The sequence below is a fragment of the Oceaniglobus roseus genome (assembly GCF_002869745.1).
Classification (GTDB): Bacteria; Pseudomonadota; Alphaproteobacteria; order Rhodobacterales; family Rhodobacteraceae; genus Oceaniglobus; species Oceaniglobus roseus.
The window spans coordinates 23,462-47,534 of record NZ_PNOS01000029.1; the positions used below are offsets into that span (position 1 = coordinate 23,462).

Here is a 24,073-nt window from a genome sequence, read left to right on the forward strand (position 1 = left end):
GAAGCGCAAACCGGGCGGCCCCGCCACCCCTTTCTGCGCGCTGCGCCGAGGTCAGGGGCGCGGACGCACGCCGATGCGGTCCAGCTCCGCCTCGAGCGCGGCGCGCCCCGCATCGTGGCCGCGCGCCTTCAGGGCGTCGAATCGGGCGCGCAGGGCGGCCTTCTCGGCGCCCTTGCAGTCGTTCCAGGGGCGGCCCTGAAGCCCCATCTCGATCACGTAGTAGGCGATGAAATGCGGCCGGTGCCCGTGTTCGAGCAGCCGGAGATAGGCGGCATCGGTCCCGAGGGCGCGCAGGGTCTCGGCGCTGTCGATACCGACGGCGGCAAAGGCCCGCTCCATGGCGGGACCGAGGTTGCGGATGCTCGAGACGGGATCGGCCATGGCACCAGACTAGGGTGCCGAGGACCGGTCCGGAAGTCTCAGATCGCGGCCCAGTCGCTGAACGACACCGGGCCGGTCGGGGCCGGGGTCGGTTGCGGAGCTTGTGCCGGGGCGGGTGCGGGGCGGGGTTTGGAACTGGCCATGGTACTTTGTCTTCTGCTGCGGGACGATCCCCCGAGGATGCCCCTCCATTTTGCCTCTATTGCGGCGAGTTCAATCCCATTTTCGGGCGATCCCGCACAAGTGAGCAGATCGCCCCGGCCTGTGGAAAACCCGCCACAGGTGCCCCCGCGTCACCTGCACGGCAATTCATCGCCATCACGCGAATGAGAGCGTCGGGGCCGGTCGTGACCGCCGACCTCCCGCGATGCCGTCCGACTCGGTGTCAGGCCGAGCGCAGCAGGACCTTGTTGCTCTCCAGCGCCTCGGCGATCTGGGTATAGGCGACCTTGCGCCGCTCCGAGCGTTCGGCGCTGCGCAGCAGGAGCGTCTGGCCTTCCTCGACGATCTGCGCCGCGCGGACCCGGGCGGCCTTGGTGCGCGCGCGGTCGATCGGCACGATCGGCCGGCTGCTGGCGTGGGCCGTCTTGGTCCCGGCCAGCTGCGCGGGCTGCGCATCGGCCGCCCGATTCGCCGCGGCAAGGCCGCGCAGGCGCTTCGAGGTCTGCTCGATGGCCTGGCGCGCCCCGGCATATTCGCCGTTGCGCGCCATCGTCGAGGCGACCTGTTCGTACTGGTCGGCCAGGCAGTCGACCTCGTACCGCCGGTCGGGCAGCTTCGAGCAGAACGCACCGATGCTCTGGACCAGGAAAACGATCTGTTCCGTCGCGAGATTGGTGATGCGGTTGAACGAGACGCCCGCGCCCCCGGGGCGAATCAGGCTGCCCGCCCCGCCGATGGTCGCGCTTGCGCCCCCCCGCGACTGCGCCTGCGCATCCTGCGGGACACCTGTCGCAACGACGAGGGTCGTGGCGACGATTGCGCAACCGGTTGCGATACAGCCGAAAACCAGCTTCGGTGTCTGGGTCATCTGGGCCTCCTTCCAGCACCAACGCACCTCTCGCGATCCCCCTGGACCGGCCTCCCTGGGCACGATGACGACAAGGCCAGTTTGCCGCTCCGACGGATGGCGATCAAGGGTGATGAGGCTCATATGCGGAGCAGATGCGCCCGACCCGCGAACCGGAACGCCGTTCCTCCCTGCGATGCGCAGATGCGTTCCGGCACGGTGCGGTTCTTGGTAGGCCCGGCAGGACTTGAACCCGCAACCAAAGCGTTATGAGCGCTCTGCTCTAACCAATTGAGCTACAGGCCCGCTGTCCCTCGGAGTAGCAGAGCCGCCGGGCCGGTCAAGACTCGATGAGGTTGAACGCCTCCATGGTGCCGAGCGGCGCGGTGCCCAGCACCTGGCCGAGCACCACCATCTTGCGTCGCTCGTCGGCGGTGAAGGTCGCGGGGTCGCCGTCGATCTCGGCCATGGCGCGCAGGCCGATGGTGTCGAGGTCGGGCGCATCGAGGGTGGCGGGGTGGACGGGGTCCATCTGGAGCGCGTCAAGCGCCGCGCCGACGGGCAGCATCAGGAGCGCTGTGCCGGTGACAGCGGCGGTCAGGGTGCGTCTGATCATCTGTCGATCCTCAAAGTCCTGCCCTTGTTTCAGGGCGTTGCCTGGGATCCGAACGCGATGGGGGCTGATTCGTTCCGCCCGGTTGCCGGTGCGGGCCTTCTCCGGCGTTGCGGCGCGGATGGGGATCGTCTATCCCCGCGCCGATCATGGGCGCCGTCGCTGCGGCGCCGCGGGCCAGTGGGGGCGGGCGATGGAGACGGGCAGGAACGGTCTGACCTATGCCGAGGCGGGGGTGGACATCGACGCGGGCAACGCGCTGGTCGAGCGGATCAAGCCGGCGGCGAAATCGACCGACCGGGCAGGGGTCATGGCGGGGCTCGGCGGGTTCGGCGGGCTGTTCGACCTGAAGGCGGCGGGATTTTCCGATCCCGTCCTGGTGGCGGCGACAGACGGCGTGGGCACCAAGCTCCGCATCGCCATCGACACGGGCCACATGGACGGCGTGGGCGTCGACCTGGTGGCGATGTGCGTGAACGACCTGATCTGCCAGGGCGCGGAGCCGCTGTTCTTCCTCGACTACTTCGCCACCGGCAAGCTGGAGCTCGACCAAGCGGCCCGGGTGATCGAGGGGATCGCGCGGGGCTGCGCGGCCTCGGGCTGCGCGCTGATCGGCGGCGAGACGGCCGAGATGCCGGGCATGTACCACGGCGGCGACTTCGACCTCGCGGGCTTCGCCGTGGGCGCGATGGAGCGCGGCGCGGCGCTGCCCTCCGGGGTGGCCGCGGGCGACGTGCTGCTCGGCCTCGCCTCGGACGGGGTGCATTCCAACGGCTACTCGCTGGTGCGCCGGATCGTCGAGGTCTCGGGGCTGTCCTGGGACGCCGACAGTCCCTTCGGGGAGGGAACGCTCGGCGCGGCGCTGCTGACGCCGACTCGGCTCTACGTGCGCCCGGTGCTGGAGGCACTGCGCGCCAGGGGCGTGCATGGCCTCGCCCACATCACCGGCGGCGGGCTGACCGAGAACCTGCCGCGGGTGCTGCCCGAAGGATGCGGCGCGACGGTGGACCTCGGGGCTTGGCAGCTGCCGCCGGTGTTCCGCTGGCTGACCGAAACCGGCGGGCTGGCGCAGGCCGAACTGCTGAAGACCTTCAACGCCGGGATCGGCATGGTGGCCGTGGTCGCGCCCGAACGGGCCGACGCGCTGGAGGCCCTGCTCGGTGACGCGGGCGAGACGGTGTGCCGCCTCGGCCATGTGACCGAAGGGCAGGGCGTGCGCTACGAGGGCCGCCTGACGTGAAGCGGGTCGCGATCCTGCTTTCGGGCGGCGGGTCGAACATGGTGAAGCTGGTCGAGAGCATGACCGGCGACCACCCCGCGCGCCCGGTGCTGGTGCTGTCGAACGATCCCGCCGCAGGCGGGCTGTCGCGGGCCGCCGAGCGCGGTGTGCCGACGGCGGCCGTCGATCACCGGCCGTTCCGGGGCGACCGCACGGCCTTCGAGGAGGTGCTGCACGCCCGCCTGCTGGAGGCCGCGCCCGACATCCTCTGCCTCGCCGGCTTCATGCGGATCCTGACCGCGGGCTTCATCGACCGCTGGCAGGGGCGGATGCTGAACATCCACCCCTCGCTCCTGCCGAAATACCGTGGGCTGCACACCCATGCCCGGGCGCTCGCGGCGGGCGAGACCGAGGCGGGCTGCACCGTGCACGAGGTGACGGCCGATCTCGACGACGGGCCGCTTAGGGGGCAGGCGCGGGTGCCGGTGCTGCCCGGCGACACGGCCGAGGTGCTGGCGGCGCGGGTGCTGGCGGCCGAACACCTGCTCTACCCCGCGGTGCTGCGGCGTTTCGCGGCCGGGGACCTGACGCCGGTCCGGCTCGACAGTGCGGCGGGCTGAGGGCGGTTTGGCTTCCCTTCCGCCGCCAATGTGCCTATCACGGGCGGAACGCGGGGCAGAGAGCGGACGAAGCTGGGCCGAATGATCACCATCACCACCACCGAGGGGCTCGCCGCCTTCTGCGAGAAGGCCCGGCGCCACCCCTATGTCACGATCGACACCGAGTTCCTGCGCGAACGGACCTATTACTCGAAGCTCTGCCTGATCCAGATGGCGGTGCGCGGCGACGCCGAGGACGACGCGGTGCTGGTCGATCCGCTGGTCGGGGGCCTGTCGCTGGAGCCGCTCTATGACCTCTTCCGCGACCAAGGCGTGGTGAAGGTGTTCCACGCGGCGCGCCAGGACCTCGAGATCTTCTTCGTCGAGGGCGGCGTGTTCCCCGAGCCCCTGTTCGACACCCAGGTCGCCGCCATGGTCTGCGGCTTCGGCGAGCAGGCGGGATACGAGACGCTGGTCAGGAAGATCGCGAAGCAGCCGCTCGACAAGACCTCGCGCTTCACCGACTGGTCGCACCGGCCGCTGTCGGAGGCGCAGAAGGCCTATGCCCTGGCCGACGTCACGCACCTGCGCGATATCTACGAACACCTCGCGGCGAAGCTCGACAAGACCGGCCGCACGCCCTGGGTCGAGGAGGAGCTGTCGGTGCTGACCGACCCCGCGACCTATACCGTGCATCCCGAGGAGGCGTGGAAACGGGTCAAGACGCGCACCAACTCGGGCCGCTTCCTTGCCATCGTGAAGGAGCTGGCGCAGTTCCGCGAGACCTATGCCCGGGACAACAACGTGCCGCGCAGCCGGGTGTTCAAGGACGACGCCCTGCTCGAACTCGCCTCGACCAAGCCCGCGAGCGCGCAGGACCTGGGGCGCTCGCGCCTGCTGCTGCGCGAGGCGCGCAAGGGACCGATCGCCGACGGGATCCTCGCCGCCATCGCGGCGGGGCAGGCGGCGGACCCGAAGCATTTCCCGAAGCCCGACCTGACCCGCGACAAGCTTCAGGTGAACCCGGCCCTCGCCGACCTGTTGCGGGTGCTGCTGAAGGCCAAGTCCGACGGCGCCGACGTGGCGAGCAAGCTGATCGCCACCTCCGCCGACCTCGACGCCATCGCCGGCGGCGAGCGCGACGTGCAGGCGCTGAAGGGCTGGCGCCGGACCGTCTTCGGGGCCGACGCGCTCAGGCTCTGCAAGGGCGAGGTCGGGCTGGTCGTCAAGGGCGAGAGCGTGCAGGTCTTCGAGATCTGAGGCCATCGAACGGGGCTGCGCCGCCGCGCCCCTGTCTCCGGCGGCGTGCCCGCGGAGGGTTCGGGAGCCTCCGGCGGGGATATTTGAGAAAGCAAAGATGAGCTGGACGATGAGGCGGGCGGGTGCCGCTCCTCCGCAGGGTTCATCTTTGCTTTTCAAATATCCTCGGGGGGAAAGGCGCGCAGCGCCTTGGGGGGCAGACGGCCCCCCCTCGACGGCTCCGTCCCGCGGTGGCGTCGGGAGCCGCTCAGCGGCGGACGGCGCGGGCGTTGCGCGCAGCGGAGACGCGGATCTCGCGCACGTTCTCCAGCGCCTGGCGGGTCAGGTAGAGGCCGACGACAACCTCGCGCGAGCGCGGGGTGGAGACGCGGGTGGGGGCCGGGGGCGGCATGATGCGGAACTGGTACTGGAGGACGCCGTCCACCGGGTCCTCGTCGCCAACCAGCAACAGCTCGCCGTCCCAGTGGCCTTGGGTCGGCGGCAGGCCGGTGGCGCGGACGATGGCGCCGCCCGGCGTCCGCTCGACCTCGAGCGTGGTGATCTGGTCGATCAGCGGGCGGGGGTCGCCGGTTTCGTCCGGCGTGACCGGAACCGCGGTCACGGCCTGGCTGCGGCCGAACCAGTTGAACGGGTTCAGGCGCGAGTTCGAGACCCGCGCGCAGCCCGCCACGACGGACAGGATCAGAAGTGTCGCGATCAGCCTTCGTGCCATTCCGGTCCCCTCCGCTCTGCCCTCCGGTTAGCCGAAAGCGGCGGGGTTGAAAAGGCTTGTGGCGCGGCGGGGGGATGCTTAGGCAGGGGCTGTGACATCGGGAGAGCGCCATGGCCACCGAAGCCTTTGAAGAGATTGCCGACACCTTCGAGTTCCTGGACGACTGGGAGGACCGCTACCGCCATGTGATCGAGATGGGCAAGGCGATGACGCCCCTTCCGGACGCCTTCCGCGTGCCCGCGACCAAGGTTAACGGCTGCGCGAGCCAGGTCTGGCTGGTGCCGCAGATCGAGGGAGAGGGGACGGGTGCGACCTTCCGCTTCCAGGGCGACAGCGACGCGGTGATCGTCAAGGGCCTGATCGCGGTGCTGGGCGCGCTCTACAACGGCGTTCCGGTGGGCGAGGTCGGCAACATCGACGCCCCGGCGGAACTCGGGCGGCTGGGGCTGAACGACCACCTGTCGGCGCAGCGCTCGAACGGGCTCCGCGCGATGATCGCACGGATCCGCGAGGTCGCGGCGGCGGCGGCCTGAGGACGATCAGAGCCGGGCGAGCGCCGTGGCGAGGTCGCCGTAGCCGGTGAAGCGGCGCTCGAAGCCGAGGCCGAGGCGGGCGGCGCAGGCTTCGGCCTTCGCGGTCAGGGCCGGATCGTCGGTCTGCGCCTGGTAGACGAGTTTCGTGTAGTTGCCAAAGTACATCTCGCGCAGGTCCGGGTGACGGTCGAGGCCGAGGGGCTCCCACACGAAGGCGTCGAACTGGCGCACCAGGAAATCGGTCAGGTAGAAGGCGGTGATCTCGTCCTCGGCGGTGCGCGCGAAGGTCTCGACCCCCTCGTAGAAGGCATAGCAGTGGGGGCCCGGCACCATCTCGACCCCCATCTCGGCGCAGGCGGCCTGAAGCTGGCCGCCGGTGCCGCAATCGGCGTAGACGACGAAGATCCGGCCATAGGCGGCGCGGTGTTTCTCCACCGCGGCGCGGACGGCGTCGGTGATGCGCTCGGGGTGGTTGTGCAGGATCGCGGGCAGGCAGGTGAGGTCGAGGTGGGTCCAGCCGTTGACGTCGCGCAGGGCCAGGATCTCGCGCGCGAGGGCCCCGCAGGCGATCAGCAGGACGCGGCCGCCGTCCCGCAGTGTCGTGCCGTCGTGGGTGAGGGTCGCGTCGTCCATGCCGGACAGGTGGACCCTTTCGCAGCCTCGCGCAAGCGGCATGGAGGCGGGCGAAACAATCGTAACCTTGACGTGGGCGTCAGGTAACAATGTGGCGGGGCGTCGCTGGGATCCCTTAATGCCGGTCATTGACGTCACCATGATCCAAGGAGCGCCGAAGATGACCGCCACCTCCCCCGTTTCCCTGCGCCGGCCCGGCGCGTTTCCGTCCATATCGCCGAGTACCCTGATGGTGCTGCTCGTGTCCGGATCCACCGCGACCGTCGCCTTCGACATCTGGGGACAGGCGATCAGCCCGATGCTGGGCTACGGCAACCTCTCGCCCGACGGTCTGGCGCGCAGCCTGCTCGGACGGCTCGGCCTGCCGGACGGGGCGGCCGCGGGCAACTTCATACATCTCCTCGTCATCGGGCTGCTGGCCTATCCGATCGGCTGGCTCGCCGTGTTCCGCCCGCTCCAGGAGCGTTTCGCGCCGGGTCTCGGCTGGCTCGCGGCGTCGGCGATCTACGGCTTCGGGCTCTGGATCCTCGCCATCGGGTTCGTCGCCGGCTTCGCGCTCGGCCAGCCGTTCCTGAAGTTCACCACGATCGCTTGGGTCGCGCTGGTGGGGCATGTCCTCTACGGGATCGTCTGCGGCGCCACGGTGGTCTGGCTCGAGCGGCGGCGCTGAACCCTCAGCACGGGACGAGGCGGACGGCGGTGCCGTAGAACACCACCTCGGAGGCCTGCTGGCCGATGGTCGAGGTCTGCATCCTGGCCCCGACCACGGCATCCGCCCCGAGCCGCCGCGCGTCCTCCAGTATCCGGTCCAGCGCCTGTTCCCGGGCGGCGGCGAGAAGCTGGGCGTATTCCCGCACTTCCCCGCCGACGAGATTGCGCAGCGACGCGACGATGTCGCTGCCAATGTGCTTGGCGCGGACGGTGGAGCCACGCACGAGCCCGAGGACTTCGGCGATCTCGCGCGTGGCGACCCGGTCGGTCGTCACGACGAGGATCTCACTTCTCGATGGTGTCATAGTGGTCGTCCTCGGGGTTGTTCAGCCGCTGCGCGATCACCCGCCAGAGCACCGCCACGGCGAGGACGACGGGAACGGCGAGGAACCAGAGACCGGGAGCCGTGGTGGCGGCGGCGATGGCCGTGGCGATCCACACGCTCAGGCCTGCGGCGGCGAAGACGATCACGAGGATCAGGACGAACCGGTCGAGGGGCATGGGCCAATTCCTTTCGATGCCCACCGCATATGGGAGGTCGGTTGGGGCGGCGAAAGGTGCGGACCTGCTATGCCTCGGCCCTGGCAGCGCGGTGCGTCAGGCGCACGAGCAGCAGGACGGAGAGGACGACCGGCACCAGCAGGGCGATCTGGCTGGCCATCAGCTCGGGTCCGCTGGCAAGGATCGCCCGCGCGACGCTGGCGGTCCCGAACAGGGCGAAGATGCAGACGACGGTCCTGAAAAATGTGCGGGGGGTCATGGCAGCGTCCCTTTCTAAATGCCTTGTTAACCAATTTGTGATCGCGCGATGTGGCCAGATCTGGGCGGAGTCCGGGTGCTTCCCGGACCATACCGGGGCGGTCGAAGGCGGGATTCCGGCATTCCGGGGCTGGACCCTGCGCGGGCAGTCGCTATATGCCGCATATAATATCTTTCACTTATCAAATCGGCAGGCAGCCATGGCCACGGACATCGACCGGGATCACATCGCCTTTCTCGTCGGCGACCTTGCGCGGCATTTCCGCGCCGCTTTCGAGCGCGCCATCGAGACGGGAGAGGTGGGGCTGACCACCTCCGAGGCGCGGGTGCTGTCGCAGGTCGCGCGCTGCGGGCCGATCCGGCAGAGCTGCCTCGCCGACCTGCTCTGCGTGGCACCGATGAGCCTTTCGGTGTTCCTCGACGGGCTGGAGAAGGCGGGGCTGGTGCGCCGCGATCCCGATCCCGACGACCGGCGCGCGAAGCTGGTCAGCCTGACCGGGGCGTCGGGACCGGCGCTGGAGCGGATGGAGACGGTGGGCCGGAGGCTCCGCGCCGCGGCGCTGGAGGGGATCGCGCCGGAAGACCGCGAGAAGTTCTCGGAGGTGGCGCGGCAGATGCGCACCAACCTCGAGACGCTCCGCGGCCTGCGCGCGGCGGAGGTGGAGGTATGAGCGGCGCACCCGTCATGAGCGAGCGCCGGGTGAGCATGATCGGCGCGATGCTGGTCGCCATCGGGCCGGTGTCCATGGCGCTCTACACCCCCGCGATGCCCGAGCTGGTGCATGCCTTCGGCTCGACCGACGCCGTGGTGAAGCTGACGCTGACGCTCTATTTCGGCGGTTTCGCCTGCGCGCAGCTGATCGCGGGCCCCCTGTCGGATGCGCTCGGGCGCAGGCCGGTGACGGTGGCCTTCATGGCGCTCTACTGCGCGGCCAGCCTGCTGGCGCTGTTCTCGCCCACCGTGGGAGTGCTGATCGCGGCGCGGTTCCTGCAGGGCATCGGCGCCTCGGCCGGGATCGCCATCTCGCGGGCCATCGTGCGAGACCTCTTCACCGGCGAGAAATCGTCGCGGATCATGAACCTGATCGGCATCATCCTGGCGCTCGGCCCCGCGCTGTCGCCGACGCTGGGCGGGCTGACCCTGGCCTTCGCGGGGTGGCGGGCGATCTTCGCGCTGATGCTGCTGATGGGCGCCGCGGTGATCCTGACCGCGCTCTTCGCGATGCGCGAGACGGTGGTGCCGGACCGGTCGCGGCTGAACCTTCCCGCGCTCGGACGGACCTACCGGATGCTGCTGACGAACGGGCATTTCCTGACCGCCTCGGGCGTCATGGCCGGGGCGCTCGGCGCGCTCTATGCGCAGGCGACCTTCCTGCCGTTCATCCTGATGACCGAGGTCGGGCTGACGCCGACCGAGTTCGGGGCGGGGATGCTGATGCAGTCGGGCTTCTTCTTCGCCGGCTCGCTGGCGGTCCGGGCGCTGATGGAGCGCAAGGGCGCCTATGCGCTGGTGCTGCCGGGGCTCTGCTTCATCCTGCTCGGCAGTCTCGGAACGGCGACGCTGCTGATCTGGCCGCCCTCGTTCCTGCACGTGATGATCCCGGTGGCGGTCTATGCCTTCGGCATCGCCTTCGTCATGCCCGCGATGTCCACCGCGGCGCTGGCGCCCTTCGGGCGAAGCGCGGGGGCGGCGGCATCGCTGCTCGGCTTCCTGCAGATGGGGTCGGGCCTGCTGGTCGGGACCATCGGCGCGATGATGGGCGATGCGGTGCTGGCGATGGGGCTGCTGATCCCGCTGATGGGGGTCGCGGCCTGCGCGGCCTACGCGCTTTACCGCAGCCGCCCGCACCTGGCCGAGCCCGAGCCGTCGCCCGAGGTCACCGTGGCGCCGCCCACGGGACGGGCGGTGCTGGCGGGCGACAGCGCCCCGGAGCCTGCGCACAGGTGAGTCTCCAGAACCGCACATATTGCGGCCGAATTGCCTGCTTCGTGGGCATTCCGAGGCTTTCGGCGACCGGGACGGCCTGCCGCGGCCCCTTGCGGTCCGGAACGGTCGCCCGCTAGAAGCGCAGCGCTATCTCCTGCGTGAAATCACATAGAGAACTGAACAGAGAGAGGTCGGCCCCATGGTCAGACGCCACCGCGCCGCGAAGATCCTGACGCTGCTGACCCTGCTCGGCACCGCAACCCTCGTCGCCTTCCCGGCCCGCACCCAGCAGGGGCAGGGCGGGGGCGAGCGTCCGCCCCAGGCGGTGACGGTCGTCACGCTGAAGGCGCAGGACGTCACCCTGACCTCGACCCTGCCGGGCCGGGTCAAGGCCAGCGCCATGGCCGAGGTGCGTCCGCAGGTCAACGGCATCATCACCGAGCGTCTTTTCACCGAGGGCGGCAAGGTCAGCGAGGGCGATCCGCTCTACCAGATCGACCCGGCGAGCTATGACGCCGCGGTGGCCCAGGCCGAGGCGGCGGTGGCCCAAGCCCAGGCGCAGCTGAACGCGGCGATCAAGTCGGCCAACCGCGTCGACGAGCTGTCGCAGAGGAACGTCGCCAGCCAGCAGGCCAAGGACGACGCCGATGCCGCGCGGGCCAGCGCCCAGGCCAACCTCCAGGCGGCCCAGGCGCAGCTGGCCGCGGCCCAGATCGACCGCGACCGCACCACGATCCGCGCCCGCCTGACCGGCGAGATCGGCGTCTCGCAGACCTCGCAGGGGGCGCTGGTGACGGCAAGCCAGGCAACCCCGCTGGCCGTGATCCGGGCGATCGACCCGGTCTATGTCGATGTCACGCAATCGGCGGCGGACCTGCTGGAGTGGCGCCGCGCGCAGAAGGCCGGGAACTTCTCGGCCGGGGCGGAAGACGTCAAGCTGACGCTGGCCGACGGCAGCACCTTCGATCAGACCGGCAGCCTGAAGGCGGCCGAGCCCAGCGTGGACGAGCAGACGGGCGTGGTTCTCCTGAGGATGGAATTCGCCAATCCCGACAAGCTGTTGCTGCCCGGAATGTATGTGCAGGTCGAAGTGCCGACGCGAAGCGTGGAGGGGGCCTTCCTGGTGCCGCAGGAGGCGGTGAGCCGCGACCAGCGGGGCGAGCCGACGGTGATGGTGGTGAACGCCGAGAACAAGGTCGAGAAGCGCCAGCTGACGGTGCTCCAGGACCAGGGCCACGACTGGATCGTGACCGATGGCGTGGCCGATGGCGACCGGGTGATCGTCGCCGGGCTCCAGAAGGTCGGCCCCGGCGCGACCGTCGCCCCCGAGGAGCAGGCCTCGGCCGCCGCCGACGCCGGACAGGACACCGCGAAGGTCACACGGACCGCCGAGAAGAGCGCCGTCGACTGACGGCCCTTCGCCCCGCACCTCTTTCCGCCCAACCGATCCGCACCCTGTTCAGCGCCGCGAAAGGCAGACCATGGCCCGCTTCTTCATCGACCGCCCGATCTTCGCCTGGGTCATCTCGCTGTTCATCTCCGGCCTCGGGATCCTGTCGATCCTGAACCTGCCGGTGGCGCAGTATCCCCAGATCGCCCCGCCCACCGTGACGATCAGCGCCGCCTATCCGGGCGCCTCGGCCGAGACGGTGGCCAACACCGTGACCCAGGTGATCGAGCAGCAGATGACCGGGCTCGACGGGTTGCGCTACATCTCGTCGAGTTCGACCTCGGCCGGGGGCGCCTCGATCACGCTGACCTTCGAGACGGGGACCGACGCCGACATCGCCCAGGTGCAGGTGCAGAACAAGCTCTCGCAGGCGACGACGCTGCTGCCCGACGTCGTGCAGCGGCAGGGCGTGGCGGTGCGCAAGTCCTCGGCCGGGTTCCTTATGGTGGTCGGCCTGATCGGCGAATCCGGCGCCTACGACGCCACGGACCTTTCCGATTACCTCAGCTCCAACCTCGTGAACGAGATCAGCCGCGTCGACGGCGTGGGCAACGTGCAGGTGTTCGGCGCGCAGTACGCCATGCGCATCTGGCTCGATCCCTCGAAGCTTGCCGCGTTCAACCTGACGCCCTCGGACGTCGTGGCGGCGGTGTCGGAGGAGAACGCGCAGATCTCGGCCGGCGCCTTCGGGTCGCGCCCCGCGGTGGAGGGGCAGGAGCTGAACGCGACGATCACCGCCCAGTCGCTGCTGAGGACGCCCGAGGACTTCCGCCAGATCGTGATCCGCGCCGAGACCGACGGCGGGCTCGTGCTGCTGAACGACGTGGCGCGGGTCGAGATCGGGGCCGAGAACTATTCCACCATCCCCCGCTTCAACCGCAACGCGGCCAGCGGCATGGCGATCTCGCTCGCCCCCGGGGCCAACGCGCTGGACACCGCCAACGCCGTGAAGGCGCGGCTGGACGAGCTGGCGGCCTTCTTCCCCGAGGGCATGAGCTATGTCATTCCCTACGACACGACGCCGTTCGTGCTGATCTCGATCGAGGAGGTGGTGAAGACCCTGTTCGAGGCGGTGGTGCTGGTCTTCCTCGTGATGTTCCTGTTCCTGCAGAACCTCCGCGCGACGATCATCCCCACCCTCGTCGTCCCGGTGGTGCTGCTCGGCACATTCGGAATCCTCGCCGCCGCGGGCTTCTCGATCAACTCGCTGACGATGCTCGCCATGGTGCTGGCGATCGGCCTTCTCGTCGACGACGCCATCGTGGTGGTCGAGAACGTCGAGCGGATCATGGAGGAGGAGGACGTCGGCCCGGTCGAGGCCACGCGCAAGTCGATGGACGAGATCACCGGCGCGCTGATCGGCATCGCCGTGGTGCTGACGGCGGTGTTCGTGCCCATGGCCTTCTTCCCGGGCTCGACCGGCGTGATCTACAAGCAGTTCTCGATCACCATCATCTCGGCCATGGCGCTGTCGGTGGTGATGGCGCTGACGCTGACCCCGGCGCTCTGCGCGACGTTGCTGAAGCCGAAGAAGGGGCAGGCGCGGGGGCCGTTCCGCTGGTTCAACAGCGGCTTCGGCGCGACGACCCGGGGCTACGGCAAGTTCGTCGGCTGGATCGTGCGCCGCCCGGTCAGGAACGGCCTGTTCTACCTCGCCATCATCGCCGCGACGGTGTTCCTGTTCCTCAGGACGCCCGGCGGCTTCCTGCCCGACGAGGACCAGGGGATCCTGTTCACCCTGATCCAGACACCGACCGGCGCGACGGCGCAGCGCACGCTCGACGTCGTGCAGCGGGTCGAGGATTACTACCTGGACCAGGAGAGCGATGTCGTGACCTCGGTCTTCGGCGTCGCGGGCTTCAGCTTCGCAGGGCAGGGGCAGAACCAGGGCCTGGCCTTCGTGCGGCTGAAGGACTGGGACGAGCGGACGGAGCCGAGCCAGAGCGTGCAGGCGCTGGCCGGGCGCGCCTTCGGAGCGCTGAGCCAGATCCAGGACGCGATGGTGTTCCCGATCGTGCCGCCCTCGGTCAGCCAGCTCGGCAACGTCTCGGGCTTCGACTTCTACCTCCAGGCGCGGGGCGGCCAGACCCACGAGGAGCTTCTGGCGGCGCGAAACCAGCTTCTGGGAATGCTGGCGCAGAGCCCGAAGATCGCCTCCGCCCGGCCGAGCGGTCTGGAGGACGCGGCGCAGTTCAACCTCGACATCGACTGGCGGAAGGCGGGGGCCATGGGCGTCTCTGCCACCGATGTCGGCAACCTGCTGACCATCGGCTGGGCGGGCCGCTATGTGAACGACTTCATCGACCGCGGCCGGATCAAGCGCGTCTACGTCCAGGGCGAGGCCGAGGCGCGGGCCACGCCGTCGGACCTGGCCAAGTGGCGGGTGCGCAACGCGAGCGGCGGTCTCGTGCCCTTCTCCAACTTCGCCACGGCAGACTGGGTCTACGGGCCGCAGGGGGTGAACCGCTACAACGGCGTGCCGTCGATGCAGATCCAGGGCTCGCCCGCGCCCGGCGTCTCCTCGGGCGAGGCGCTGGCGGAGATCGAGCGGCTGGTGGCGCAGCTGCCCTCGGGCTTCCAGGCGGCCTTCACCGGGCTCTCGCTGGAGGAGCAGCAGAGCGGCAACCAGGCGCCGCTGCTCTATGCGCTGTCGCTCGCGGCGGTGTTCCTGGCGCTGGCCGCCCTCTACGAAAGCTGGTCGATCCCCTTCGCGGTGATGCTCGCCATGCCCATCGGCGTGCTCGGCACGCTCTGCGCGGCCTATATCGGCAGCTTCGACAACGGCGTCTTCTTCCAGGTCGGCCTGCTGGTCGTGATCGGCCTGACCGGCAAGAACGCGATCCTGATCGTCGAGTTCGCGCGCGAGCAGCTGGAGGCCGGGGAACCGCTGTTCAAGGCGACCGTCCACGCGGCGCAGCAGCGGTTCCGCCCGATCATCATGACCTCCATGGCCTTCTCGCTCGGGGTCGTTCCGCTGGTGCTAAGCTCGGGCGCGGGGTCGGGCGGGCGGCAGGCGATCGGTGCGGGGGTGCTGGGCGGCACGATCTCGGCCACCGTGCTCGGGGTGCTGCTGGTGCCGCTGTTCTTCGTCACCATCGCCCGTCTGACCGGCGCGGCGAAGGTGCGCGACGGCAACGACGGCAAGGCCCGGTCCGCGGCCGAACCCGCCTGACGGACGGGCGAGGACCGGAACACGACGCGCCGGAAAGGCGCCCGCCGGCCCGGCGGGCGCCTTTCGCGTTCCCGGGGCGGCGCCCACGACAAATGCGGCAATTCGAGCGAACCCGCCCGGGCGCCCTTAACCGCGCCTAAAGAGTTCGCACCGATAACGGTCCCGTCACGACGCCCGCGCGTCGCTCCCCAAGAGGACCGATCCATGTTTTCCCGCCTCCGCAGTCTCTCGTTCGGTTTCACCTTCGCGCTGGCCGCTGCCCCCTTCAGGCGGCCGAGCCCGAGGCGATCGCCTTCGTGCGCAGCCAGCTTGCCACGCTCGCCGCCACGCCGGATGTCCTGGCGGCCGTCGCCGCCGGCAACAACCGCCATGCCGCCATGGACGAGGCCGCGATCCTCGTCGCCGATGCCGAATGGCGGGCCGAGGTCGGGACCACCAACGACGGCATGATCACGGCGATGACCGAGTCGCCGGCCTCGGCCGCGCTGCGCGCCATGGTCGAGGCTTCCAATGGCCAGATCACCGAGATCATCGTGATGGACAACAAGGGCATGAACGCCGCCATCAGCGCCGTCACCTCGGACTACTGGCAGGGCGACGAGGCGAAGTTCCAGGAGACCTACCCCAAGGGCGCCGCAGCCATCCACGTCGCCGAGATCGAGTTCGACGAATCCAGCCAGATCTACCAGCAGCAGATCTCCGTGACCCTGGTCGATCCCGCCCTCGGGCAGCCGGTCGGCGCCGTGACCTTCGGTCTCGACGCCGGCGCTTTCTACTGAGCCTGGACCGGAGGAGGGCCCGAACATGACGTCAACAGACAAGCTGCGACTGGGCGGTTCCATCGCCTTCAAGTTCGCGATCGCCGTGATCCTGTCCATCGCCGCGGTGGTCTTCATCATGGCATACCTGCACGGGCGCGATTTCGACAAGTTCACGGTCGAGGCCGTGTCGTCCGATGCGCGGGTGCAGGGACGGATGATGTCGGAGCTGCTGCCGGCCCCCGTCGCCTTCGACAAGGGGGACGCGGTGCAGGAGCTTGTCGATCAGTACGTGACGGCCTCCAACGGCAATTTCACCGATGTCCTGATCCTGAATGCCGAGGGGCAGCCGGTGGTGCGGCGCGGCGACGGCGCAGATGCGCTGATCGACTTCGGACGCACCGCGATCGGGGCCCAAGGGGCGGTCATCGACGACGATCAGCGCCTCGTGGCCTATCCGCTGACCTACGGCGCCGACCGGGTGGTCGGTTCCATGACGACCCGGTGGAGCACGGCGCGACTGCAGGACTTCTCGACAGATCTCGAGATGCGGGCGCTCGCGATCGCCGCCATCGTCGCGCTGATTGCCCTTGCGGCGACCTTCCTGGCCTTCCGCGCCCTGGTCCTGAAGCCGCTGGCCGCGCTCACCGGCAATGTCGACGCCTTGCGCCGTCGCGAGTACGACACCGCGATCGCGGGCCAGGCACGCGGCGACGAATTCGGCGTCCTCTCGCGCAGCGTGGACCATCTGCGCGAAGACCTCGCGGCCGCCGCCGTGGCCGGGCGCGAGGCCCGGTTCAAGAGCGAGGCGTTCAAGAACTCTTCCGCCGCCATGGTGCTCGCCGACGAGGCGGGCGAGATCTTTGCGGTCAACCCGTCCTTCGAGGCGCTCTGCAACAAGCATGTCGACGAGTTCCGCAAGCGCTTCCCCGGCTTCGACGCCGCCGCGCTGGTCGGCAAGCCGCTGTCCTACTTCCATCCGCGCAGCAACCGCATGTTGGATCTCACCCGCGACGGCGTCTCCTCCACGATCGCGATGGGCGACACACGGCTGGCGTTGAACATCCAGTCGATCGAGGATGCGGAGGGCCACCAGATCGGCTGCGTCCTGGAATGGCAGGACATCTCCGAGCAGTGGAAGGACATCGCGCTCATCGACGCGATCAACGTCACCCAGCTGCGCGCCGAATTCACGCCCGACGGTCGGCTGACCGCCGCCAACGACATCTTCGCCCGGACCATCGGCACCGGCGAGGGGGGCGGGCGCGGCATGACGCTGCGCAGCCTCTCGCCCGGCGATTGCGACGCCATCATTGCGCAGCTTGCGGAGAACAGCGCCTTCGTCGGCGAGATGAGGATGCGCAGCGTCACCGGCGCCGATCTGACCCTCGAGGGAAGCGTGACCTCGGTGCAGGGGACCGACGGCAAGCCCTACCGGCTGTTCCTCCTCGGCCGCGACGTGACCGAGACCAAGGCCGAAGCCGAACGCATCCGGGCCGAGCGCGACGAAAGCGATCGCGAGCGTGCCGATGTCGTCGCCGCGCTTCAGGTCGGGTTGAAGCGTCTGAGTGACGGCGATCTTCGCGCCGTTCTGCCGACCCCCTTCGCCGCCCGCTACGAGGAACTGCGGGAGGACTACAACCGTGCGGTGGAACGGCTCTGCGAGGCGCTGAGCGGCATCGCCGAGCGGGCGGAGACCATTCGCAGCGAGTCCCAGGACATCAGCGGCACCGCGGAAACCCTGTCGCGGCGTACGGAGAGCACGGCGGCGACCCTGGAACAGGCGGCCGCGGCGCTCGACGCCCTGACCGGTGCGGTGCGCGGCGCCGCCGAGAGCGCCCAGAAGGCCGACACCATGGTGACGGAGGCGAAATCCAACGCCGAGGCCAGCGGCCAGGTGGTGTTGAAGACCGTCTCGGCCATGGACGAGATCGCGACCTCGTCCGAAAAGGTCGCCTCGATCATCAAGGTGATCGACGACATCGCCTTCCAGACCAACCTGCTGGCGCTGAACGCCGGGGTCGAGGCGGCCCGGGCCGGCGAGGCAGGACGCGGCTTCGCTGTCGTCGCCTCGGAGGTCCGTGCGCTGGCACAGCGCTCTTCCGAAGCCGCGCGCGAGATCAACGGCCTGATCGCCGCCTCCGGGGCGCAGGTCAAGGTCGGCGTCGACCTGGTCGGAGAGACCGGCCAGGCGCTGCGCCGCATCGTTGCCTCGGTCAGCGAGATCTCCGGCCAGGTTTCGGAGATCGCGGGCTCTGCGAAGCAGCAGGCGCTGACACTGGAAGAGATCAACTCGTCGGTGAACCAGCTCGACCAGTCGACCCAGCAGAACGCGGCGCGCCTGGAAGAGACCACCGCGGCCAGTGACGCGCTGCGCAGCGAGGCGGTGTCGCTGGTCGAGACGATCGGACACTTCAGGCTTTCCGAGAAGGTCGTACAGATGCCGACGAAGAAGCCGCGCCAGGCCGCACCGTCCCGTCCGTCAAGGCCGGCCTCCGACACGGCGCGAGAGGGCAGCGAGGGCAACATCGGCGTCGCCACTGGCACCTGGACGGATTTCTGAGATGGGTCGCGGCGCGCCGGATCGGCGAACAGGGAAAGGCAGCACATGGCGGTGATCGAACCCCGACTGCGCGACACCGGGCAGGAAAGGGAACTCCTGGTGCTGCAGGGCGAGTTCCGGGTCAGCGGCGACCCTTCGGTCGTGCTGACGACCCTTCTTGGCTCCTGCGTCGCGACCTGCCTCTTCGACCCGGTGGCCCGGGTCGGCGGCATGAACCACTTCCTCCTCGCCGCCGGTCCCGAGGGGATCGCGCCGTCGGAACGCTATGGCTTCTACGCCATGGAGGTGCTGATCAACGGCCTTCTCAAGCTCGGGGCGAGGAAGCCGCGCATGGAGGCGAAACTGTTCGGAGGGGCCACCATGGGGGGGCGCATGGGGCACATCGGCGAGGAGAACGGACGTTTTGCCCTGGGCTTCCTGACCGCCGAAGGCATCCCCTGCCGCTCGATGAGCCTTGGCGGCAGCCAGGCCCGGCGGTTGCGCTACTACCCCACGACCGGCCGCGTGAGCCAGAGGCTGGTGGACCGGATCGACCGCGAGGAGGTGCCGGTCCGGTCCCCGCGGGCGAGCGATGTCCAGTTCTTCGAGGAGTGAGACGATGAGTGCCGAAATCGTACTGGCAGAGAGACTGCCGTCGTCCGCCGTGGAAGACATGCGCCGCAGCCTTCGTGCCGCAACCGGTCCGGCGGCACGGATCGACGGCCGCCACGTCCGCTCGATCGGGGCCCGCGCCGCCGAGACGCTTGCCCGCTTCGCCGCCGCGGCGCGGGGCGAAGGGCGCAGCGTCACGGTCCGGGTCTCGCGCGACATGGAGGACGACCTGCGCATCCTCGGCCTTGCGGCCGCGGTTCTTGGAGAGGAAATCGCCCAATGAATATTCGCGTTCTTGCGATCGACGATTCGCGCACGATGCGCGATCTCCTGCGTGCGGCGCTGGAGAAGGCCGGGTTCTGGGTGGCCACGGCCGAGGACGGGGCCGAGGCGGTCGAGCAGCTGGAAGCCGCGGCGCCCGATGTCATCATCACCGACATCAACATGCCCCGTCTCGACGGCTTCGGCGTGATCGAGGCGGTGCGCGGCTCCCGTTGCGCCGCCACGGTGCCGATCCTCGTGCTCAGCACCGAAAGCAGCCCCGAGATGAAGAATCGCGCCCGGATGAGCGGGGCCACCGGCTGGATCGTCAAGCCGTTCGACGACGCGCGGCTCATCTCGGCCATCCGCCGGGTTGCAAGGGTCTGACGACATGGCAAGTCTCAGCGAAATCCGCCAGCTTTTCTTCGTCGAATGCGAGGAGCAGCTCGAGCAGCTCACCGACGGGCTGAACGCGATCGAGGCGCTGCCGCCGGGCGCCGACCCCGATGCCGAGACGGTGAACCAGATGTTCCGCGCGGTGCATTCGATGGAGGGGGGGCGCCGCGTCCTTCTCCCTCGACGGGATCACCCGGTTCGCCCATGCCTTCGAGACGATCCTCGACGAGGTGCGCAGCGGCAAGCTGCACCTGACCCCCGAGATCCTGCGCGTCTTCTACCGCGCGGCGGATCGGCTGGCCGACCTCGTCGCGCTGGGCGCCGATGACGAGATGTGGGACGAACCTGCGCTGCGCCGCCAGATCGACGAGATCCTCGCCCTGTCCTGCGCAGCCGAGCCGGCTGCGGCCTCACCGGCCTCGCCGGACGACTCCGGAGATGCGGCCGCCGACGGTGATCTCCTGGCACAGTTCACCCCGACGGCGCTGGACTTCTCCTTCGTTCCGCCGGGGCAGGAGGCTGCGGCGTTCCGGCGCCACCGGATCACCTTCGCACCAACGGCCGAGCTGTTCGCAAACGGGCACGAGCCGGTCCATCTGTTCCGGGAACTCGCGGCCCTGGGAGAGCTGAACGTCGAGGCGCAGCTGGACGCCGCCGCAGCCTGGGACGCCGATGCGCCTGCCATAGTCTGGACCCTGACGCTCGACACGGCTCAGACGCGGACCGAGATCCAGGAGATCTTCGAGTTTGCCGAACCCTTCGCGGAAATCCGGATCGAGGAGGACGGCCACGACCCGGCGGGGACGGAGTCCGGCACTTCCGGCTCCGATGCCCTTGCGCCGGAGAGGGCGCCCGCGCCGGGGGCCATGGCCGACATCGCGTCCAACGACCCAGTGCCGATCGATATGCAACCGCTCTCGACCGGCCCCGCCGGACCCGCGAGGGGAACGGAGCAGGTCGATGCGCCACAGGGCGCTGCGGACCGGGCGCAGCCCGACAAGGCGGTCAAGACGGGTTCCCGGGCGACCGTCCGGGTCGACCTCGAACTTGTCGACGCCCTGATCAACATGGTCGGCGAACTGGTCATCACGCAGTCGGTCATGAACCAGTCCATCGTCGAGGCCGGCCTCGCGAGCGACCGGCGCATGGCGTCGACCCTCGAGGAATTCCGCACCCTGACCCGGCAGATCCAGGAAGGGGTGATGGCGATCCGCGCCCAGTCGGTGAAACCGCTGTTCCAGCGGATGGGCCGCATTGTCCGCGAGACCGCCCAGATCGCCGAGAAGAACGTGCGGTTCGTCACCGAGGGGGAGGACACCGAGGTCGACCGCACGGTGATCGAGCGTCTGGTGGATCCGCTGACGCACATCCTGCGCAACGCCATCGACCACGGGCTGGAGCATGCGGAGCGTCGCCGGGCGGCCGGCAAGGATCCCACCGGCACCGTCACGCTTTCGGCGGCGCACCGGTCGGGTCGCGTCGTGATCGAGGTCAAGGACGACGGCGGCGGCGTCGACCGCGACAAGGTCCTGGCCTCGGCGATCGCAAAGGGGCTGGTGCCCGCGAACGCGAACCTTTCTCCCGCCGAAATCGACCGCCTGCTGTTCACGCCCGGCTTCTCCACCGCGAGCAAAGTGACCAACCTGTCGGGGCGCGGCGTCGGCATGGACGTGGTCAACAACGAGATCCGCAGCCTCGGCGGCCGGGTGGCAATCATCTCGGAACCGGGTCAGGGGACGACGATCTCGATCAGCCTGCCGCTGACCCTCGCGGTGCTCGACGGCATGATCGTCGACGTCGGCGGGCAGACCATGGTCGTACCGATCTCGGCGATCGTCGAAACCATCCGGCCGCAACCGTCGCAACTGCACTGGATCGGCCCGGAGGCGCGGATGATCTCGGTGCGCGACCTGATGATTCCCGTCATCGACCTGGCCGCTGTCTTCGATTACGCCGGCGGGTCCGGCGCGCTGGAACGCGAAGGCGTGCTGCTGCTGGTGGAGAACGATCGCGGCGAACAGCGGGCGCTGGCGGTGGACCGGATCCATGACCAGCGCCAGGTGGTCATCAAGAGCCTCGAGTCCAATTACGGCCATGTGCCTTATGTCGCCGCGGCCACGATCCTCGGAGACGGCCAGATCGCCCTGATCGTGGACCTCGACGAGATCACGCAGGGGACGCCCGCCCTGCCGACCCCACCGCAAGCGAGGAAATCCGCATGATCCACGAGAACGATCCGGCGCGGGCCGGCAAGCACGAGCTGATCACCTTTTCCGTCGGGCAGCAGGATTTCTGCATGGACATCATGCTGGTGCGCGAGATCCGCGGCTGGACCAACGTGACCGTCCTGCCGCATTCGCCCGCAGACGTGCTGGGGGTGATGAACCTGCGCGGCGCCGTGGTGCCGATCGTCGACCTTTCGGCGCGTCTCGGGCTCGGGGCCTGCCGACCCGAAGCGCGCAACGTCATCATCATCGCGCTGATCGGTCGGCAGACCGTCGGCTTCCTTGTCACCGCCGTGTCCGACATCGTGAGCGCCGCTCCCGAGGACATCCAGCCGCTGCCCCAGGTCGGCGGGACCGCAGCCGGGAATTACGTGAAGGGTATCATCGCGTCGCGCCACCAGACGCTCCGGGTGCTGAACATCGACATGCTGGCCGCGGCCATCACCGAGGAGTCGGAAGTCGCATGACCGGCGCGGCACTGTCCACACCCGCGGCGGGGACGGATTTTCCCCTGTCGGACGCGCAGTTCGAAAGGATCGGACGGATCATGCGCCTGCAAAGCGGCATCTGCCTGGCCGACGGGGCGCAGAAACTGGTTGTGTCGCGGCTTTCCAAGCATCTCAAGCGGCTCGGGCTTCCGGGCTTCGAAGCCTATCTGGACTTCGTCACTGGCCCCCAGGGGGCCGAGGAACAGAAGCGGATGATCGACGCGCTGACCACCAACACCACGCGGTTCTTCCGCGAGGAGGGCCATTTCCGCCTGCTCGAGACCGGGCAGATGCCGCGGCTGATCCGCAAGGCGCGGGAGGGCGGCCGGGTGCGGCTGTGGTCGGCCGCCTGTTCCAGCGGCGAGGAACCCTACAGCATGGCAGCGACCGTGCTGCGGGCCTTCCCCGACGCCGGACAGCACGATTTCCGCATCCTCGCGACAGACATCAACACGGCGATGCTGACCCGGGCGAAGGCCGCGATCTATGCGGCGGAAGCGGCGCGAGACGTGCCGGCGGACCTGGCCCGCCTCATGTTCGAACCGGGCCCCGGCCCCTCGCAGGTGCGCGTCCGCCAGCCCCTGCGCGACCTCGTCTCGTTCCGCTACCTCAACTTCATGGAGCCTTGGCCCGTGCGCGGCCCGTTCGACGCGATCTTCTGCCGCAACGTGACGATCTACATGGAGCCGGAAATCCAGATGCGGATCTGGACCGGGCTCGAACGGGTCCTGGACGAGGAGGGCAGTCTCTTCATCGGTCATTCCGAACGGATCGGCCCCAGCCTTGCCGACCGTCTGGAGCTCTACGGGCCGACGTCGTTCCGCCGTCCCGGAAGCCGGCCGACTTCCACGCAGTCCAGAATTGGAGCCTAGCCATGTCCCTTCGTGATACCCTCCAGGTTCTCGTCGTCGACGACACCAGCGTCAGCCGGGGTCTCGTCTGCATGTCGCTCGAGGAGATCGGGATCAAGAACGTCGACTTCTGCAAATCCGGCGACGAAGCCTTCGACATCGCAACCCGCCGCGGCGTGCATGTGGTCATCTCGGACCAGAATATGCCCGGGCTGACGGGGATCCAGCTGCTGGAGAAACTCAGGATGCAGAAGGCGACGTCGCGCATCGGCTTCATCCTGATCAGCGGCTCGATGAACCAGCAGCTGCTGGATTCGGCGCGCAAGTGGGGGCTGAACAACTTCCTGTCCAAACCCTTCGACACGCCCAAACTGAAGACCTGTCTCGAGACCGTGACGGGGCCGCTGTGATCGCCCCCGATCCGACGCTGTCCGAGGTACTGAACCGTCTGGGCCGGGAACTGGCACGGGTCGAGGACATGGGCCTCAGGCTCGAGGACAGCGTGGCGGAACTGGTGTCCGGCACGGCCGACGCGGCGCCGTCCTCGTTGCAGACGCTGGACCTGATGGTGCAGACCTGCCGCGATCTCAAGTGCTTCGCCCTGCACATGGCCGAAACAATGCCGAGGTGTGGTGCGCCGGAGCTTGAGGAGTCGCTGCGCGTGGTGCGCCTGGCCCGCGTGCGGCAGGCGCTGTCCGGCCACTTTGCCGACCAGGAGGAGGAGCGGGACGCGCACATCTTCTGAGGCGCCGGGCCCGGGCAAGACCAAGGGGCGGGGTCCGAGGCCGAGCCTGCCAACTCTGCCGAGTGATCGGGAAGAGCCGCTCTGCTTGCTCAGTTTCGACCTGTTCGCACCCGGCGGGCGAGCCGTAAGATGGGTCATATGACCCATCCTACCTCGGCCGCGCGAGGGCGCCTCAGAACGGTTCCCCGGGTGTCCGAAGCGAGGCGCAGAAGCTGCA

The 24,073-nt window shown here is 69.1% G+C and carries 28 protein-coding genes and 1 tRNA gene; 20 read left to right on the forward strand and 9 right to left on the reverse strand.

The features are described 5' to 3' along the window. Positions 1-51 precede the first annotated feature (51 nt). The 4 genes from A7B20_RS14350 to A7B20_RS14365 all read right to left on the reverse strand — a co-directional run bounded on the left by A7B20_RS14350 (position 52) and on the right by A7B20_RS14365 (position 2,006). Complete coding sequence (locus tag A7B20_RS14350) at positions 52-381, reverse strand: TfoX/Sxy family DNA transformation protein (RefSeq protein ID WP_102109276.1); 330 nt, start codon at positions 379-381, stop codon at positions 52-54. Between the two features lie 385 nt (positions 382-766). Further along, a complete protein-coding gene (locus A7B20_RS14355) occupies positions 767-1,411 on the reverse strand; it encodes a hypothetical protein (protein ID WP_102109277.1) in 645 nt (214 codons plus the stop codon). 208 nt (positions 1,412-1,619) lie between these two features. Further along, positions 1,620-1,696: transfer RNA gene (locus A7B20_RS14360), tRNA-Ile, on the reverse strand. A gap of 34 nt (positions 1,697-1,730) precedes the next feature. Beyond that, entirely contained in the window at positions 1,731-2,006 is a 276-nt protein-coding gene (locus A7B20_RS14365; protein ID WP_102109278.1) for a hypothetical protein, read from the reverse strand. Between the two features lie 190 nt (positions 2,007-2,196). Here A7B20_RS14365 and purM point away from each other — a divergent pair, with 190 nt between their 5' ends. From purM to rnd, 3 genes are all read left to right on the forward strand, one after another. After that, positions 2,197-3,243 carry a phosphoribosylformylglycinamidine cyclo-ligase gene (gene purM, locus A7B20_RS14370; protein ID WP_102109309.1) on the forward strand — a complete coding sequence of 349 codons (1,047 nt, stop codon included), beginning with the start codon at positions 2,197-2,199 and terminating at the stop codon, positions 3,241-3,243. Further along, positions 3,240-3,842 carry a phosphoribosylglycinamide formyltransferase gene (gene purN, locus A7B20_RS14375; RefSeq protein ID WP_102109279.1) on the forward strand — a complete coding sequence of 201 codons (603 nt, stop codon included), beginning with the start codon at positions 3,240-3,242 and terminating at the stop codon, positions 3,840-3,842. Before purM ends, purN begins: the two co-directional genes overlap by 4 nt. Positions 3,843-3,923: 81 nt before the next feature. Continuing rightward, positions 3,924-5,081 carry a ribonuclease D gene (gene rnd, locus A7B20_RS14380; protein WP_102109280.1) on the forward strand — a complete coding sequence of 386 codons (1,158 nt, stop codon included), beginning with the start codon at positions 3,924-3,926 and terminating at the stop codon, positions 5,079-5,081. Between the two features lie 247 nt (positions 5,082-5,328). Here the strand turns inward: rnd and A7B20_RS14385 are convergent, their stop codons facing one another. After that, positions 5,329-5,793, reverse strand: coding sequence for a hypothetical protein (locus tag A7B20_RS14385; RefSeq protein ID WP_172961022.1), 465 nt, complete (start codon positions 5,791-5,793; stop codon positions 5,329-5,331). Positions 5,794-5,903: 110 nt separating this feature from the next. On the opposite strand from A7B20_RS14385, the gene A7B20_RS14390 reads away from it, so the two are divergent. Next, a complete protein-coding gene (locus A7B20_RS14390) occupies positions 5,904-6,326 on the forward strand; it encodes a SufE family protein (RefSeq protein ID WP_102109281.1) in 423 nt (140 codons plus the stop codon). 6 nt (positions 6,327-6,332) lie between these two features. Here A7B20_RS14390 and A7B20_RS14395 read toward each other — a convergent pair whose 3' ends face one another. Beyond that, a complete protein-coding gene (locus A7B20_RS14395; RefSeq protein ID WP_102109282.1) occupies positions 6,333-6,959 on the reverse strand; it encodes a DUF1638 domain-containing protein in 627 nt (208 codons plus the stop codon). Between the two features lie 160 nt (positions 6,960-7,119). On the opposite strand from A7B20_RS14395, the gene A7B20_RS14400 reads away from it, so the two are divergent. After that, positions 7,120-7,629 carry a hypothetical protein gene (locus tag A7B20_RS14400; RefSeq protein ID WP_102109283.1) on the forward strand — a complete coding sequence of 170 codons (510 nt, stop codon included), beginning with the start codon at positions 7,120-7,122 and terminating at the stop codon, positions 7,627-7,629. Positions 7,630-7,633: 4 nt separating this feature from the next. On the opposite strand, the gene A7B20_RS14405 is transcribed toward A7B20_RS14400, so the two are convergent. The 3 genes from A7B20_RS14405 to A7B20_RS21310 all read right to left on the reverse strand — a co-directional run bounded on the left by A7B20_RS14405 (position 7,634) and on the right by A7B20_RS21310 (position 8,430). After that, positions 7,634-7,975, reverse strand: coding sequence for a YbjQ family protein (locus A7B20_RS14405; RefSeq protein WP_245866956.1), 342 nt, complete (start codon positions 7,973-7,975; stop codon positions 7,634-7,636). Beyond that, on the reverse strand, positions 7,956-8,171 hold the full coding sequence (locus A7B20_RS14410) for a hypothetical protein (protein ID WP_102109284.1): 216 nt from the start codon (positions 8,169-8,171) through the stop codon (positions 7,956-7,958). Before A7B20_RS14410 ends, A7B20_RS14405 begins: the two co-directional genes overlap by 20 nt. Positions 8,172-8,238: 67 nt before the next feature. Then, positions 8,239-8,430: a hypothetical protein gene (locus tag A7B20_RS21310; protein WP_157937693.1), complete on the reverse strand. Its 192-nt coding sequence runs from the start codon at positions 8,428-8,430 to the stop codon at positions 8,239-8,241. Between the two features lie 199 nt (positions 8,431-8,629). On the opposite strand from A7B20_RS21310, the gene A7B20_RS14415 reads away from it, so the two are divergent. The 15 genes from A7B20_RS14415 to A7B20_RS14480 all read left to right on the forward strand — a co-directional run bounded on the left by A7B20_RS14415 (position 8,630) and on the right by A7B20_RS14480 (position 23,856). Next, positions 8,630-9,100 carry a MarR family winged helix-turn-helix transcriptional regulator gene (locus A7B20_RS14415; RefSeq protein ID WP_172961023.1) on the forward strand — a complete coding sequence of 157 codons (471 nt, stop codon included), beginning with the start codon at positions 8,630-8,632 and terminating at the stop codon, positions 9,098-9,100. Further along, complete coding sequence (locus A7B20_RS14420) at positions 9,097-10,377, forward strand: multidrug effflux MFS transporter (RefSeq protein ID WP_245866960.1); 1,281 nt, start codon at positions 9,097-9,099, stop codon at positions 10,375-10,377. Before A7B20_RS14415 ends, A7B20_RS14420 begins: the two co-directional genes overlap by 4 nt. Before the next feature lie 178 nt (positions 10,378-10,555). Further along, positions 10,556-11,767, forward strand: a complete 1,212-nt coding sequence (locus A7B20_RS14425) for an efflux RND transporter periplasmic adaptor subunit (RefSeq protein WP_102109286.1) — start codon at positions 10,556-10,558, stop codon at positions 11,765-11,767. 70 nt (positions 11,768-11,837) lie between these two features. Beyond that, positions 11,838-14,978 (forward strand): efflux RND transporter permease subunit, encoded by a 3,141-nt coding sequence (locus A7B20_RS14430; RefSeq protein ID WP_102109287.1) that lies wholly within the window; start codon positions 11,838-11,840, stop codon positions 14,976-14,978. A 296-nt stretch (positions 14,979-15,274) separates the two neighbouring features. Further along, a complete protein-coding gene (locus A7B20_RS14435) occupies positions 15,275-15,757 on the forward strand; it encodes a hypothetical protein (protein ID WP_216641209.1) in 483 nt (160 codons plus the stop codon). A 25-nt stretch (positions 15,758-15,782) separates the two neighbouring features. Further along, on the forward strand, positions 15,783-18,299 hold the full coding sequence (locus A7B20_RS14440) for a methyl-accepting chemotaxis protein (protein ID WP_102109288.1): 2,517 nt from the start codon (positions 15,783-15,785) through the stop codon (positions 18,297-18,299). Positions 18,300-18,344: 45 nt separating this feature from the next. Next, a complete protein-coding gene (locus A7B20_RS14445; RefSeq protein ID WP_102109289.1) occupies positions 18,345-18,893 on the forward strand; it encodes a chemotaxis protein CheD in 549 nt (182 codons plus the stop codon). Positions 18,894-18,897: 4 nt separating this feature from the next. Next, entirely contained in the window at positions 18,898-19,173 is a 276-nt protein-coding gene (locus A7B20_RS14450; protein WP_157937694.1) for an STAS domain-containing protein, read from the forward strand. After that, positions 19,170-19,538 carry a response regulator gene (locus A7B20_RS14455; protein ID WP_102109291.1) on the forward strand — a complete coding sequence of 123 codons (369 nt, stop codon included), beginning with the start codon at positions 19,170-19,172 and terminating at the stop codon, positions 19,536-19,538. Before A7B20_RS14450 ends, A7B20_RS14455 begins: the two co-directional genes overlap by 4 nt. A gap of 4 nt (positions 19,539-19,542) precedes the next feature. Then, positions 19,543-19,875 (forward strand): Hpt domain-containing protein, encoded by a 333-nt coding sequence (locus A7B20_RS21650; protein WP_245866963.1) that lies wholly within the window; start codon positions 19,543-19,545, stop codon positions 19,873-19,875. Beyond that, on the forward strand, positions 19,778-21,769 hold the full coding sequence (locus tag A7B20_RS14460) for a chemotaxis protein CheA (protein ID WP_245866966.1): 1,992 nt from the start codon (positions 19,778-19,780) through the stop codon (positions 21,767-21,769). Before A7B20_RS21650 ends, A7B20_RS14460 begins: the two co-directional genes overlap by 98 nt. Further along, a complete protein-coding gene (locus tag A7B20_RS14465) occupies positions 21,766-22,239 on the forward strand; it encodes a chemotaxis protein CheW (RefSeq protein WP_102109292.1) in 474 nt (157 codons plus the stop codon). Before A7B20_RS14460 ends, A7B20_RS14465 begins: the two co-directional genes overlap by 4 nt. Beyond that, positions 22,236-23,132 carry a CheR family methyltransferase gene (locus A7B20_RS14470; RefSeq protein ID WP_102109293.1) on the forward strand — a complete coding sequence of 299 codons (897 nt, stop codon included), beginning with the start codon at positions 22,236-22,238 and terminating at the stop codon, positions 23,130-23,132. The genes A7B20_RS14465 and A7B20_RS14470 overlap by 4 nt, the downstream gene beginning before the upstream one ends. A 2-nt stretch (positions 23,133-23,134) precedes the next feature. After that, on the forward strand, positions 23,135-23,521 hold the full coding sequence (locus A7B20_RS14475; protein WP_102109294.1) for a response regulator: 387 nt from the start codon (positions 23,135-23,137) through the stop codon (positions 23,519-23,521). After that, on the forward strand, positions 23,518-23,856 hold the full coding sequence (locus A7B20_RS14480; protein ID WP_102109295.1) for a hypothetical protein: 339 nt from the start codon (positions 23,518-23,520) through the stop codon (positions 23,854-23,856). The genes A7B20_RS14475 and A7B20_RS14480 overlap by 4 nt, the downstream gene beginning before the upstream one ends. Positions 23,857-24,073 lie beyond the last annotated feature (217 nt).